General features: G+C 74.0%; 12 protein-coding genes, 1 tRNA gene and 1 pseudogene. 9 read left to right on the forward strand and 5 right to left on the reverse strand.

What is annotated here, in order from left to right; translation table 11 throughout:
* Positions 1-172: 172 nt before the first annotated feature.
* Positions 173-361, reverse strand: a complete 189-nt coding sequence (locus CNO22_RS28945) for a hypothetical protein (RefSeq protein WP_232806895.1) — start codon at positions 359-361, stop codon at positions 173-175.
* A 10-nt stretch (positions 362-371) separates the two neighbouring features.
* Between CNO22_RS28945 and CNO22_RS08565 the strand changes: the two genes are divergently transcribed.
* From CNO22_RS08565 to CNO22_RS08575, 3 genes are read left to right on the forward strand one after another with little or no spacing between them, the layout of a single operon-like run.
* Complete coding sequence (locus CNO22_RS08565) at positions 372-734, forward strand: FtsB family cell division protein (RefSeq protein ID WP_232806896.1); 363 nt, start codon at positions 372-374, stop codon at positions 732-734.
* Positions 731-1,228 (forward strand): DUF501 domain-containing protein, encoded by a 498-nt coding sequence (locus CNO22_RS08570; protein WP_100498964.1) that lies wholly within the window; start codon positions 731-733, stop codon positions 1,226-1,228. The genes CNO22_RS08565 and CNO22_RS08570 overlap by 4 nt, the downstream gene beginning before the upstream one ends.
* Positions 1,225-2,196 carry a Ppx/GppA phosphatase family protein gene (locus tag CNO22_RS08575; RefSeq protein ID WP_198588190.1) on the forward strand — a complete coding sequence of 324 codons (972 nt, stop codon included), beginning with the start codon at positions 1,225-1,227 and terminating at the stop codon, positions 2,194-2,196. The genes CNO22_RS08570 and CNO22_RS08575 overlap by 4 nt, the downstream gene beginning before the upstream one ends.
* Here the strand turns inward: CNO22_RS08575 and CNO22_RS08580 are convergent.
* Positions 2,177-2,479, reverse strand: coding sequence for a DUF4235 domain-containing protein (locus tag CNO22_RS08580; RefSeq protein ID WP_100498965.1), 303 nt, complete (start codon positions 2,477-2,479; stop codon positions 2,177-2,179). The genes CNO22_RS08575 and CNO22_RS08580 overlap by 20 nt on opposite strands.
* Before the next feature lie 58 nt (positions 2,480-2,537).
* On the opposite strand from CNO22_RS08580, the gene CNO22_RS08585 reads away from it, so the two are divergent.
* From CNO22_RS08585 to CNO22_RS08605, 5 genes and pseudogenes are all read left to right on the forward strand, one after another.
* Positions 2,538-3,320 carry a uracil-DNA glycosylase gene (locus CNO22_RS08585; RefSeq protein ID WP_100498966.1) on the forward strand — a complete coding sequence of 261 codons (783 nt, stop codon included), beginning with the start codon at positions 2,538-2,540 and terminating at the stop codon, positions 3,318-3,320.
* A gap of 10 nt (positions 3,321-3,330) precedes the next feature.
* Positions 3,331-4,713, forward strand: coding sequence for an NAD(P)/FAD-dependent oxidoreductase (locus tag CNO22_RS08590; RefSeq protein ID WP_100498967.1), 1,383 nt, complete (start codon positions 3,331-3,333; stop codon positions 4,711-4,713).
* Between the two features lie 24 nt (positions 4,714-4,737).
* A tRNA-Leu gene (locus CNO22_RS08595) sits at positions 4,738-4,814 on the forward strand.
* Between the two features lie 537 nt (positions 4,815-5,351).
* Positions 5,352-6,544 (forward strand): annotated as a pseudogene (locus tag CNO22_RS08600) (M28 family metallopeptidase).
* Between the two features lie 180 nt (positions 6,545-6,724).
* Positions 6,725-7,570 carry a Bax inhibitor-1/YccA family protein gene (locus tag CNO22_RS08605; protein ID WP_100498986.1) on the forward strand — a complete coding sequence of 282 codons (846 nt, stop codon included), beginning with the start codon at positions 6,725-6,727 and terminating at the stop codon, positions 7,568-7,570.
* 148 nt (positions 7,571-7,718) lie between these two features.
* On the opposite strand, the gene CNO22_RS08610 is transcribed toward CNO22_RS08605, so the two are convergent.
* Positions 7,719-8,939 carry an acetyl-CoA C-acetyltransferase gene (locus CNO22_RS08610; RefSeq protein WP_100498968.1) on the reverse strand — a complete coding sequence of 407 codons (1,221 nt, stop codon included), beginning with the start codon at positions 8,937-8,939 and terminating at the stop codon, positions 7,719-7,721.
* 86 nt (positions 8,940-9,025) lie between these two features.
* Positions 9,026-10,048: an SGNH/GDSL hydrolase family protein gene (locus tag CNO22_RS29655; RefSeq protein WP_100498987.1), complete on the reverse strand. Its 1,023-nt coding sequence runs from the start codon at positions 10,046-10,048 to the stop codon at positions 9,026-9,028.
* A gap of 68 nt (positions 10,049-10,116) precedes the next feature.
* Between CNO22_RS29655 and CNO22_RS08620 the strand changes: the two genes are divergently transcribed.
* Positions 10,117-11,469: a DUF2252 domain-containing protein gene (locus CNO22_RS08620; RefSeq protein ID WP_232806897.1), complete on the forward strand. Its 1,353-nt coding sequence runs from the start codon at positions 10,117-10,119 to the stop codon at positions 11,467-11,469.
* 67 nt (positions 11,470-11,536) lie between these two features.
* Here the strand turns inward: CNO22_RS08620 and CNO22_RS08625 are convergent, their stop codons facing one another.
* Positions 11,537-13,519, reverse strand: a complete 1,983-nt coding sequence (locus CNO22_RS08625) for a VWA domain-containing protein (protein WP_232806898.1) — start codon at positions 13,517-13,519, stop codon at positions 11,537-11,539.
* Between the last annotated feature and the right edge of the window lies 1 nt (position 13,520).

The following is a 13,520-nucleotide window of genomic DNA, read 5'->3' on the forward strand; positions in this document are numbered from 1 at the left end:
TCGCGATGGTGGACATCTGTGTGGCGCAGCTCCCTGTCTAGTCCTGGCTGGATGTGCTCGGAAACGTCGGTGCGAACGGCCAGGTACAGGATGTGGACGGTACCTCACTTGTAGTGTTGTTCGCACGATGCGACGACAACCGGACTCTCCACGTAGGGAGTCGTCGGCAGCGTCAGGTGTGTATAAGTGACAGGTCCGGACGTCGGCGCGCCACCGGGCGGCCGCTGTCGGGTGCGGCGTCCCGCCCCGTGCCGGCCGGCTCCCGCTCGGGTGCGGGCAGCCGGCCGGAGCCGAAGCGGGCCGTCCGCCGCACGCCGCGGACGGCGTCGGCCGCCGGTGCGCCGCGGCGTCCACTGGTCACCGGCCGCGCGGTGCTGCTGGCCGGGCTGGTGCTGGTACTGCTGCTGACCCTGGCCGGTCCGGTGCGCCAGTTCCTGGCCGGCCGCGCCGAGCTGACCCGGCTGGCCGCGGAGGGCACCGCCCTCGACCAGCGGGTCGAGCAGCTGGAGGAGCAGCTGCAGCGGCAGGCCGACCCCGACTACGCCGAACGGCAGGCCCGCGAGCGGCTGGCCTACGTGCTGCCCGGTGACCGGCTGGTGGTCGTGGTCGACGGCGAGGCCGTCGAGGGGGACGCCGGCACGGTGCCGGAGCCCGCGGACGGCGACCTGCCCTGGTACGAGGCGCTGCTGCAGTCGGTCGCGGTGGCCGACGGCGACGAGGAGCCCAGCGAGTGACAGACGAGATCACGCCGGAGGAGCGGGAGGTCGTGGCCCGCCAGCTCGGCCGGCCGCCGCGTGCCCTGCGCGCGGTGGCGCACCGCTGCCCGTGCGGCCAGCCCGACGTCGTGCAGACCTCGCCGCGGCTGGAGGACGGCACCCCGTTCCCGACGCTGTACTACCTGACCTGCCCGCGGGCGAGCGCTGCGGCCAGCCGGCTGGAGTCCGCCGGCCGGATGCGGGAGTGGCAGGCCCACCTGGGCATCGACCCGGAGCTCGCCGCGGGCTACCGCGCCGCCCACGAGGCCTACCTCGCCGAGCGCGACGCCCTCGGCGAGCTGCCCACCCGCAACACCGCCGGCGGCATGCCCGACCGGGTCAAGTGCCTGCACGCCCTGGCCGCGCACGCGCTCGCCGCCGGCCCGGGGGTCAACCCGGTCGGCGACCGCGCGGTGGCCGAGATGGGGGAGTGGTGGGCGAACGGCCCCTGCGCCCAGGAGGAGCGCTCGTGACCCGCGTGGCCGCCATCGACTGCGGCACCAACTCCATCCGCCTCCTGGTGGCCGACGTGCCGCCGGAGGGGCCGCACACCGACCTGCTGCGCCGGATGGAGGTCGTCCGACTCGGTCAGGGCGTCGACGCCACCGGCCGGCTCGCCCCGGAGGCGATCGAGCGCACCCGCGTCGTCCTCGAGCAGTACGCCGCGCAGGCCCGCGAGCTCGGCGCGACGGCGGTGCGCATGGTCGCCACCAGCGCCAGCCGGGACGCCGCCAACCGCGCCGACTTCGAGGGCATGGTGCTGGCCACCCTGGGCCAGCTCCCCGACGTCGTCCCCGGCGACGAGGAGGCGCGACTGTCCTTCCTCGGCGCCACCGCCTCGCTGGACGCCGCGGTCGCCGCGCACGGCCAGGCGCGGCCCCGCCCGCCGTACCTGGTCGTCGACATCGGCGGCGGCTCCACCGAGTTCGTGCTCGGCGACGCGGCCGGGGTGCGGGCGGCCCGCTCGGTCGACGTCGGCTGCGTGCGGTTGACCGAGCGGCACCTGCACGGCGACCCGCCCTCGGCCGACGAGATCCAGCGCGCCGAGGCCGACATCCGCGCGGCGCTGGCCGACGTCGCCGCCGCCGTCCCGGTGGAGGAGGCCGCGACCCTCGTCGGCCTGGCCGGCTCGGTCACCACCGTGGCGGCGCTCGCCCTGAACCTGCGGGCCTACGACCCGGCGGCCATCCACGGCTCCCGCATCCCGGTGTCCGCCGTCCGCGCGGTGACCGCCGGGCTGCTCACCGCCACCCGCGAGCGGCGCGCCGCGTACCCGGTCATGCACCCGGGACGGGTCGACGTCATCGGCGCCGGCTCGCTGGTGCTGCGGGTGCTCATGGACGCCTTCGCGCTCGACGACGTCGTGGTCAGCGAGCACGACATCCTCGACGGCATCGCGCTGCAGCTGGCCCGCGGACCGGTCAGGGAGAGCCCTCGTTGAGCCCGGGCGGCAGCTTGCCGGTCAGCGACTGGTAGGCCGCCGCCGCGCCGCGGGCGGCGACCAGCCGGCCGGCCGCCACGGCGACCCCCGACACCGCCGCCCACGCCAGGGCCTCGCCCCAGCCGACGCCCGGCGCGGCCGGGTTCTTGGGTGGGGTGGTGCCGCGCACGGCGTACCAGGCGGCGTCACTGAGCTTCCGCACGGCGATCCCCGCGGGGATCGCCGTGCCGGCGCCGAGCAGCTTCCAGGTCAGCGGCGGCTTCTGCTTCTTCCTCCGGGCCACCCGGCGATCATGCCGCCCCACAGGGCATCCGCGCTCGGCCGGGTGGTCTGCTGGTCCCGTGGCAACCGACGCGGCCGGGTTCCCGGTCACCCGCACCCCGGCCGGGGTCGTCCGCTCGGCGCGCGGCGCCCGGGACCTCGCCGTCCTCGACGCCCGCATCTCCGGCTGCCGCGCCTGCCCCCGCCTGGTGGCCTGGCGCGAGGAGGTGGCCCGCGTCAAGCGCGCCTCCTTCCGCGACGAGGAGTACTGGGGCCGGCCGGTGCCGGGGTTGGGCCCGGCCGACGCCCGGATCGCCGTCGTGGGGCTGGCCCCGGCCGCGCACGGCGGCAACCGCACCGGCCGGGTGTTCACCGGCGACCGCAGCGGGGACTGGATCTTCGCCGCGCTGTGGCGGGCCGGCCTGGCCAACCAGCCCACGTCCACCCACGTCGGCGACGGGCTGGAGCTCACCGGCGTGCGGGTGGCCGCCGCCGTCCGCTGCGCGCCGCCGGCGAACGCGCCGACCCCGGAGGAGCGCGACACCTGCTCCCCGTGGCTGGCGCGCGAGCTGGCGCTGCTGCCGCGGCTGCGGGTCGCCGTCGTCCTCGGCGGGTTCGGCTGGACGGCGCTGTGGCCGGTCCTGGCCGCGGCCGGCTACGCGCTGCCCCGGCCGCGGCCGGCGTTCGGGCACGGCGTGGAGGTCTCCCTGGAGGGCCCGCGCGGGCCGCTGACCCTGCTGGGCAGCTACCACGTCAGCCAGCAGAACACCTTCACCGGCAAGCTGACCGAGCCGATGCTGGACGCCGTCCTGAGCCGGGCCACCGAGCTCGTCGACCTGCCCGGGGTGCCGCCCCGGCCCTAGGCTCGGGCACATGGCACAGCGACCCGTGGTCCTGGTCGTCGGCGGTGGCTACGTCGGCCTCTACACCGCCCTCCGGCTGCAGAAGCGCCTCTCCCGGGGACGGGCGGAGGTCGTGGTGGTCGACCCGCAGCCGCACATGACCTACCAGCCGTTCCTGCCCGAGGCGGCGGCCGGCTCCGTGGAGCCGCGTCACGTGGTCGTGCCGCTGCGGCGGACGCTGCCGCGCTGCCGGGTCGTCACGGGGGCGGTGACCGGGCTCAGTCACGCCGAGAAGCGGGCGCGGATCGCGCCCATCGAGGGCGACCCGTACGAGCTCTCCTACGACGTGCTGGTGATGGCCGCGGGCTCGGTGGCCCGCACGCTGCCCATCCCGGGGCTGGCCGAGCACGGCATCGGCTTCAAGAACGTCGGCGAGGCCATCTACCTGCGCAACCACGTGCTGGCCCGGCTGGACGCGGCCAGCTCGACCGACGACCCGGAGGTCCGCCGCCGCGCGCTGACCTTCACCTTCGTCGGCGGCGGCTACGCGGGGGTGGAGGCCTTCGCCGAGCTCGAGGACATGGCCCACTACGCGATCTCCCACTACTACCCGCGGCTCTCGACGGCCGACATGCGCTGGGTGCTGGTCGAGGCGATGGGCCGCATCCTGCCCGAGGTCGACCTGGACATGGCTGCCTGGACGGTCAAGGAGCTGACCGCGCGCGGGATGGACGTCCGGCTCAACACCCGCCTGGAGTCGATCTCCGACGGGTGCGTGGTGAAGCTGTCGGACGGCGACGAGTTCGCCAGCGACACCCTGGTGTGGACGGCGGGCACGAAGCCCAACCCGATGCTGCGCGAGACCGACCTGCCGCTCGACGAGCGCGGGCGGGTGGCGTGCGAGCCCACGCTGCAGGTGCGCGGGGTGCCCGACGCGTGGTCGGCCGGTGACCTCGCCGCCGTCCCGGACCTGACCAAGGAGAGCCCCGGCGCGACCACCGCACCCAACGCGCAGCACGCCGTCCGGCAGGCCAAGCAGCTGGCCGACAACATCGTCGCGACGCTCGAGGGCCGCGAGCCGCAGCCCTACCGGCACGCCTACGCCGGCTCCGTGGCGAGCCTGGGCCTGCACAAGGGAGTCGCGCAGGTCTACGGCGTGAAGCTCAAGGGCTGGCCGGCCTGGTTCATGCACCGCACGTACCACGTCAGCCGGGTGCCCACCTTCAACCGCAAGGCACGGGTGGTCGCCGACTGGACGCTGGCCGCGGTGTTCCGCCGCGAGGTCATCTCGCTGGGCCAGCTGCAGGACCCCCGCCGCGAGTTCGTCCAGGCCGCCAACACCGGCCGGACCGGCTCGCTGCCGCCGCCCTCGGCCGAGGACAAGGCGCAGTCGGGCACCGCACGGGCGAGCTGACCGCCGCAGCTAGCGTGCTCGGCGGCCCCCGTAGCCCAACTGGCAGAGGCAGGCCCCTTAAAAGGGTCCCAGTGTCGGTTCGAACCCGACCGGGGGCACCAGCAGGTCGCCGGCCGCGGGACAAGGCTTGACGGGACCCGACCCCATCACAAAGGGTCACAAGGGTTCACGGGGGGTGCTCTCGACGTCGAGGCACCCGCGAGCGAAGGGGGCCCCTGCATGAGTCGAACCATCTCCCGCCGGGCACGCGCGGTGGCGCTCGGCGCCGCCGGCGCGATGACGCTGGCGGGCACCGTCGCCCTGGCCGGCCCGGCCGTGGCCACACCGGGCGGTGCGCAGGCCTGTCACAAGCAGGTCAACGACACCGTCGCGGAGCTCACCAAGTGCGTGACCCTGGAGGGGGTCACGGGCACCTGGAGGCGTTCCAGGAGATCGCCGACGAGAACGGCGGCACCCGCGCGTCGGGCACGCCCGGTTACACGGCGTCCGCCGACCACGTGGCGAAGCGTCTCGAGAAGGCCGGCTGGGAGGTCTCCCGGCAGGAGTTCGACTTCCCGTTCTTCGAGCTGCGGGAGAGCTCGTTCAGCCGCGTGGCGCCCACGGCGACGCCGTACCAGCTGGGCACCGACTACGCGCCGATGACCTACACCGGCAGCGGCACGGTCGACGACGGCGCCGTCACCCCGGTCGACATCGACTCCACGAACAGCGGCTGCGAGGTCCAGGACTTCGCGGACTTCGTGGAGGGGTCGGTGGCCCTCGTCCAGCGGGGCACCTGCCCCTTCGGGCTCAAGGCGGCCAACGCCGAGGCCGCCGGCGCCTCCGCGGTGATCGTCTTCAACAACACCGCCGGGCTGCTCAACGGGACCCTGGGTGCCCCGGGCGTCACCATCCCGGTCGTCGGCGTCCCGACGACCCTCGGGCGCGACCTCGCCACCCCGGGCACGACGGTCGACCTCGCCGTCGACTCGACCAGCGAGGTCCGCACGACCGAGAACGTCATCGCCGAGCTGCCCGGTGCCACCTCGGACAACGTGGTCATGGCCGGCGCCCACCTGGACTCCGTGCTCGCCGGTCCGGGGATCAACGACAACGGCAGCGGCAGCGCGGCCCTCATCGAGGTCGCCGAGAACATGGGAAGGCCGAGCTGCCCAACACCGTGCGCTTCGCCTGGTGGGGCGCCGAGGAGCTGGGCCTGCTGGGCTCCAACCACTACGTGGCGAACCTGACGGAGCAGCAGCGGGCCGACATCGCGCTGTACCTGAACTTCGACATGGTGGGCTCGCCGAACTTCGCCCGGTTCATCTACGACGGCGACCTGTCGGCCTTCCCCGCCCCGAACGGCGTGCCGGTCCCGGAGGGCTCGGATCAGATCGAGTACGTCTTCGAGGACTTCTACGAGGAGCAGGAGCTCTTCTACGAGGGCACGGAGTTCAGCGGCCGCAGCGACTACCAGGCCTTCATCCGGGCCGGCATCCCGTCCGGCGGTCTGTTCACCGGCGCCGAGGGCGTCAAGCAGCCTCACCAGGCGGAGGCCTACGGCGGCGAGGCCGGCGTGGCGTACGACCCGAACTACCACCAGGCCGGGGACGACATCGCCAACCTCGACCCGGAGGCGCTGGACCAGAACTCCGACGCCATCGCCTACGCCGTCCTGACGCTGGGCTACGACACCCAGCGGGTCAACGGGGTGGCCGGGGAGCCCGTCCCCGGTGGCACGTTCGAGGGCGACCCCGGGGACCGCGAGTACCGGATTCCCAGCGGTGGCCCAGCCGGTGGCGGGGGCCTGCACGCCGGGCACGACCACGACCACGGCGGCGAGGAGGCCTGACCTGACGGGTCCGCGGGGCCGGTGGCCGGCTGCCACCGGCCCCGCGGGCGTCTCCGCACCCCCCCGTCCGGGTGTCCAGTCGACGTCCAGGAACGCGCAGGGCCCTCCAGGCGTTGACCTGGACGAGTGGGGTGCAGGACCGTGGGCCCCACGACAGCCAGTCACCTCGAGGAGATGACGATGCCCAGCTCCAACCCGGTCTTCGGCCGGGGACTCCAGAACGCGGGCCGCGGTTACGGCCAGCAGTCCACTCCGTGGGGCGGCGCGCCCCAGTACGGCGCCCCGCAGTACGGCTACGGGACGCAGGACCCGTACGCCGCGCCGTCGCCGTACGCGCAGTCGCCGTACGCGCCGCCGACCACCCGCTACATGACGATGGACGACGTCGTCCAGAAGACGGGCCTGTCCTTCCTGGTCACCGTCCTCTCGGCCGCCGTCACCTGGGCGCTGCTCCCGCAGGAGCTGGCGTTCGGGCTGGCCCTGCCCGCGGTCCTCGTGGCCCTGGTACTCGGCCTGGTGATCGCGTTCAAGCAGATCGCCAACCCGGTCGCCACGCTCACCTACGGGGCCCTGTACGGCGTCGCGCTCGGCGCCATCAGCGAGGCGTTCAACCAGATCTACCCGGGCATCGTGATGCAGGCGCTGGTGGGCACCTTCGGTGTCTTCGCCGGCATGCTGATCGTCTACAAGACCGGCGCCATCCGGGTCACCCCCAAGCTGACCCGCTGGATCGTCGGCGCGATGTTCGGTGTCCTGGCGCTGGTCCTGGTCAACCTGGTGGTCGGCTTCTTCGTCCCCGGCGGCCTGGGTCTGCGTGACGGCGGCACCCTGTCGATCATCTTCAGCCTGGTCGTGATCGGTGTGGCGGCGTTCTCGCTGCTGCTCGACTTCGACATGGCCGACGAGGCGATCCGCCGCGGCGCCCCGGCGAAGTTCGCCTGGTACATCGCCTTCGGCCTGCTCGTCACGGTCGTCTGGCTGTACCTGGAGATCCTGCGGCTGCTGTCGTACCTGCAGAACGACTGACGCACCGCATCCACGACAGTGGCCCGGTCCCCGCGAGGGGGCCGGGCCACTGTCGTGTCCGGGGACTACCGGCGGTCGATCATCCTCCGGCCCCGCTGCAGGGGCCCGCGCCGAGTGTGCGAGGTGCGGGGGGCAGCGGGGTCCTTTCTCAGGAGAGGCGCTCCAGGACCATCGCCATGCCCATGCCGCCACCGACGCACATCGTCTCCAGGCCGAACGTCGCGTCCCTGGTCTGCAGGCCGTTGATCAGCGTGCCGGTGATGCGGGCGCCGGTCATGCCGAACGGGTGGCCGACGGCGATCGCGCCGCCGTGCACGTTGAGCCGGTCGATGTCGATGCCCAGGTCGCGGTAGCTGGGGATGACCTGCGCGGCGAACGCCTCGTTGATCTCGACCAGGTCGATGTCGCCGATGCTCATCCCGGCCCGCTGCAGCGCGAGCTTCGAGGCGTCGACCGGGCCATAGCCCATGATCTCCGGCGACAGACCGGTGACCGCGGTGGAGACGATGCGGGCCAGCGGGGTCAGGCCGAGGTCGCGGGCCTTGGTGTCGCTCATGACCACCACCGCGGCGGCGCCGTCGTTGAGCGGGCAGGCGTTGCCCGCGGTGACCCGGCCGTCGGGGCGGAAGACCGGCTTGAGACCGGAGACCCCCTCCAGCGTGGTGCCGGCGCGCGGGGTGTCGTCCTTGCTGACCACGGTGCCGTCGGGGGTGGTGACCGGGGTGATCTCCCGCTCCCAGAAGCCGTCGTCGATCGCCTTCTCCGCGAGGTTCTGGCTGCGGACGGCGAACTCGTCCATCTCCTGCCGGGAGACGTCCTTGAGCAGCGCCAGGTTCTCGGCGGTCTGTCCCATCGCGATGTAGATGTCGGGGACCTCGCCGGCCTCCCGCGGGTCGGTCCAGGAGTCCGCGCCGCTCTCGGCGGTCTTGGCCACCCGGGCCTGCGCGTCGGCGAACGCCGGGTTCTGGGTGTCGGGCAGCGAGTCGCTGTTGCCCTTGACGAAGCGGGACACCATCTCGACGCCGGCGGAGATGAAGACGTCGCCCTCGCCGGCCTTGATGGCGTGCATGGCCATGCGGGTGGTCTGCAGCGACGAGGAGCAGTAGCGGGTGATCGTCGTCCCCGGCAGGTGGTCCATGCCGAGCAGCACGCTGACGACGCGGCCCATGTTGAAGCCCTGCTCGCCGCCGGGCAGGCCGCAGCCGAGGATGAGGTCGTCGATGTCGGTGGGGTCGAGGGCGGGCACCTTGTCGAGGGCTGCGCGCACGATGGTGGCGGTGAGGTCGTCGGGCCGCAGGTCCTTGAGCGAGCCCTTGAACGCGCGGCCGATGGGCGAGCGCGCGGTCGCGACGATGACGGCTTCGGGCATGGGTCCTCCACGATGAGGGGCTCCGACGACGGGCGCCGGACGTCGGTCACCCCCGAACCTACTCCCCGGTAGGGGCCGCACCGCCGTCAGCCGAGCGGTGTCGCCTCAGCCGCGCGCTCGGCCTGCTCCGGCGTGGGCAGGTCCGGCGGCCGGCGGCGGCGCAGCCGGGCCCACGGGCCCCGGGGGCCGGTGTCCTGACCGCGGACCGCGGTCGCCTGGACCTCGGTGCCGGTCCGGCCGGCGGCCCGCGCGGCGGCCCGGGCGACCGGGCGGACGGTGTCGCGGCGCAGGTTGCGCAGCCCCCGGTCGGCCGCGGCCGGCCAGACGCCGAGGGCGTCGGCGATCGAGGGCAGCAGGACGGCGGCCGCCGCGGCGTAGCCGGCGGCGCTCGGGTGGAACTGGTCGACGCTGAACAGGTCCTGGTCCTCGGCGAACGAGGGGCCGAGCACCGAACCCAGCGACACGGTGCGCCCGCCGGCCTCGACGACGGCGATGGTCTGCGCGGCGGCCAGCTGCCGGCTCCACCGGCGGGCCAGCCAGCGCAGCGGCTGGCCGATCGGGCGCACGGTGCCGAGGTCCGGGCAGGTGCCGACGACGACCTGCGTGCCGGCCTCGGTGAGCCGGCGGACGGCGTCGCGCAGGTGCCGGACCGAGACCTGGGGGGCGGTGCGGCTGGTGACGTCGTTGGCGCCGATCATGATCAGCGCGACGGCCGGGTGCTCCAGGAGGGCCTTGTCGACCTGCTCGTCGAGCTGCCAGGACTTCGCGCCGGTGACCGCGAGCCGCACCAGCCGGACCGGGCGCTCGGCCAGCTCGGCCAGCGCCGCGGCGAGCAGCACGCCGGGTGTCTGGGCGGCCCGCTCGACACCGAGACCGGCTGCGGTCGAGTCACCGAGGACGGCGAGGACGATCGGTCGGCCGCGGCCGCGGCCGTACAGCCCGTCACCCGGGGGCAGGGCGGCCCTGACGGTGCGCGACTCCACGTGCCGCCGGGCCGACCGGGCCTGCTGGCGGAGCAGGGCGAGCATCCCGGCCCCGGCCAGGCCCAGCCCACCGCCGCCGTAGGCGGCGCCCGTGGCCAGCCGCCATGCCGTGCTCGCTCGCGTCACCGCCGCCTCGTCCTCCGGTTGTGTGCCGCACCTGGTCTCCGAGGTTAACCGCCCCCTACGGTCCCCCCGTGGCCGAATCCCCCGTAGGAGTCACCCACGGTGACCGGGCTCAGCAGATCGTCGACGTGCTGGTCGACGCCTTCTCCGACCTGATGACCGCCGACGCCGACGCCTTCCGCACCAAGTTCCGCAAGATGGCGGCCGACCCGTTCGCCTTCTACCGGGGCACCGCCTGCCTCTTCTACGCCGACATGGCGCAGCTGGAGGACCGCTGGTGCGACGAGCGCACCAGCCGGGCGTGGATCCAGGGCGACCTGCACGCCGAGAACTTCGGCACCTACATGGACGGCGCCGGGCGGATCGTCTTCGACGTCAACGACTTCGACGAGGCCTACGTCGGGCACGTCAGCTGGGACCTGCGCCGCTTCGTGGCCAGCTTCGCGCTGCTGGCCTGGCGCAAGGCCTTCGGCGACGAGGTCATCGCCGACCTGCTGCGCGGCTACCTGGAGGGCTACCTGGACCAGGTGCGCGCCTTCACCCGCCTGGACGACGACACGTCCTTCGCGCTGGTCCGGGAGAACACCGAGGGCGCGGTGCACGACGTCATCCTGGAGACCAGTGCCCGCAGCCGGGCGGGGCTGCTGGACCGGATGACCGTCGTCGAGGACTTCACCCGGCGCTTCGCCGAGGGCCCGCGCACCCGCCGGCTGGACGACGCCGAGCGCGAGCGGGTGCTGGCCGCGCTCGACCGCTACCGCGGGACCGTCTCCCCGCCCCGGCGGCGCCGCGACGTGGCCTACGACGTGAAGGACGTCGTCGCCACCGGCGGCTTCGGCATCGGCAGCGCCGGGCTGCCCGCGTACAACGTGCTGCTCGAGGGCTACGACCAGGCGCTGGAGAACGACGTCGTCCTCTCGCTGAAGCAGGGCAACGTGCCCGCGCCCAGCCGGGTGGTCCGCGACCCGGCGATCCGGGCCGCCTTCGAGCACGAGGGGCACCGCACGGCGGTGTCGCAGCGGGCGCTGCAGGCCAACGCCTCGCAGTTCCTGGGCCACACCGAGATCGACGGGGTGGGCTTCGTGGTCCAGGAGCTCTCGCCCTACGAGTCCGACCTGGACTGGGAGGACCTGACCGAGCCCGAGGAGATCGCCCCGGTGCTGGTCCAGCTGGGGCGGGCGACGGCGAAGATGCACTGCGTGGGGGACGCCGACAGCGACCACACCCTGGTGCCGTTCCAGACCGAGGAGGCGATCCTCGAGATGATCGGCGACCGGCAGGAGGAGTTCATCGCCGACCTGATCGGGTTCGCGCACTCCTACGCCCGCCGCACCCAGGACGACTTCCGGTTGTTCGTCGACGCGTTCCGCGCGGGCCGGATACCGGGGATCAGCTCGAGCGGGTGGCACCCGGTCCGACGGTGACCGGACGGCGGCCCCGTCCGGAGGCTCGCCCCGAGCTTGCGAGGGGTGAGGAGGACGGGGCCCTCGTTCAGCGCGCCCGACGGCCCCGCCGGGTGCGCAGGTAGTCCGCCACCACGTACTCGCCCAGCCGCTCGCTGTCGGGGGTGAACACCCGCCCGCCGGCCCGCTGGGTGATGTCGTGGACGAAGTGCACCAGCCCGGGCTCCGGGTCGAGGGCGAAGACGTTCATCGTCGCCCCCGAGCGGGCCACCCGCTCCACCTCGGCGACGGTGCGGGCGATCGTCTCCGGCATCGGCGGCCAGCAGAAGAACGGCGTCCCGTCGTCCTCCAGGTGGGCGGTCGGCTCGCCGTCGGTGACCACCAGTACCACCGGCTCGGCGTCCCGGTGCCGGGCGAGGAACCGCCGCGCCAGCATCAGCCCGTGCTGCAGGTTGGTGCCCTGCAGCGTGTCCACGCTCAACTCGGCGAGGGTCTCCGGCCGCAGCACCTGGGCCGTGGAGGAGAAGCCGATGATCTGGATGGCGTCCTGCGGGAAGCGGGTGGTCACCAGCGAGTGCAGCGCCATCGCCGTCGACTTGGCCGCGCCCCAGGTGCCGCGCAGCGCCATCGAGTAGGACAGGTCGACCAGCAGCGCGACCGCGGCCCCGGTGCGCCGCTCGGTCTCGACGACCTCGAAGTCCTCGACGGCGATGCGCACGCGGCGGTCCTCCTCGGCGCGCGGCTCGTGTGCGGTGCGCAGGACGGCGTTGCGCACCGTCCGGACGACGTCCAGCGGCTGCTCGTCGCCGAACCGCCACTCCCGCGAGCCGCCGGTCAGCTCGCCGGCCGCCCCCGCGTCGGCGACGTCGTGCTCGCCGCGGCCGGTGGCGTCGAGCTGGGCGAACACCCGGCGTAGCGCGGTCGCGCCCAGCCGGCGGACGGCCTTGGGGGAGAGCTCGAGCTTGCCGTCGGAGCGGTTGAGGTAGCCCTGCCGCTCCAGCTCGCGCTCCAGCTGGCGCAGCGCGCCGAGGTCGTCGACGGCGGGCCGGCCCAGCGCCCGCTCGAGCAGCTCCTCGTCGACGTCGGCCAGCGAGGCGCCGGCGTAGCCCTGGGAGAGCTGGTTGGACAGCGCCTCCAGGTCGGCCAGCTCCGCGACGGCGCTGGTGGCGTCGCCCATGCCGAGGGACTGCTCGCCGTCGGGGACCTGCCCGCGCTGGCCCCACGGCAGGTCGGGCCGGGCCTGGCGGAGGGCGTCCTGCAGGTGCGCCATCTCGCTGGCCAGGCCCATGTCCTGCATGGTCTGGGCCATCAGGTCGGCCAGCTCGGCCCGCTGCTCGGGCGAGAGGCCGGCCATCATCCGCTCCTGGGCGGCCGCCCGCCGGGCCAGCTGGTCGATCAGCTCCTCGACCGACTCGGGGTTCTCGGGGAAGAACTGCCCGTGCTGCTCCATGAACTGCTGGAACTGCTCGTCGGTGTCCTCGCCGCGGTTGTGCGCGTCGATGAGCTGGGAGAGGTCGGCGACCATGTCCTTGACCGCCTGCACGTCCTGCTCGCTCGCGTTCTCCAGCGCCTGCTTCATCGAGGCGAAGGAGCTGTCGAGCACCTCGCGGCGCAGCAGGTCCTGGATCTGCTCGTAGGCCTGGCGGGCCTCGGCCGAGCGCCAGTCGTACTCCTTGAGCGCCCGCACCGCGCCCGCGGTGTCCTCGGGCAGCGCGTCGAGCTCGGCCTCCTTGAGCCGCGCCATGTCGTCCGGATCGGGGAACAGCTCCCGCCGCTCGGCCTCCACGGCGCGGTCGAGCAGCTCGCGGACCTCCTGCAGGGTGCCGTCCATCCGCCCCGCGTTGCGCGCCTGCCGCAGCCGCTCGCGCACCGACCGGCGCAGCTCGTCCAGCCCGCGCCGGCCGTCCATGCCGCGGCGCAGGAGCTCGCGCAGCGCCTCTCGGACGCCGCTGCCGCCGAGCACCGAGTCGCCGATCTCGTCGACCGCGCTGCCCAGGTCGTAGGGCGGGGCGAGCGGGTCGGGCCCGCCCCGCCAGCGCCCGTACCGGTAGCCCTTCCCGGGCCGCCTCACC

Source organism: Geodermatophilus chilensis (assembly GCF_002802985.1).
In the GTDB taxonomy this organism is placed as follows: Bacteria; Actinomycetota; Actinomycetes; order Mycobacteriales; family Geodermatophilaceae; genus Geodermatophilus; species Geodermatophilus chilensis.

Excerpts from the sequence above, each read along its gene's own strand:
- CNO22_RS08590 (WP_100498967.1), top strand. The coding sequence starts at position 3,331 with ATGGCACAGCGACCCGTGGTCCTGGTCGTCGGCGGTGGCTACGTCGGC.
- CNO22_RS08605 (WP_100498986.1), top strand. The coding sequence starts at position 6,725 with ATGCCCAGCTCCAACCCGGTCTTCGGCCGGGGACTCCAGAACGCGGGC.
- CNO22_RS08610 (WP_100498968.1), bottom strand. The coding sequence starts at position 8,939 with ATGCCCGAAGCCGTCATCGTCGCGACCGCGCGCTCGCCCATCGGCCGC.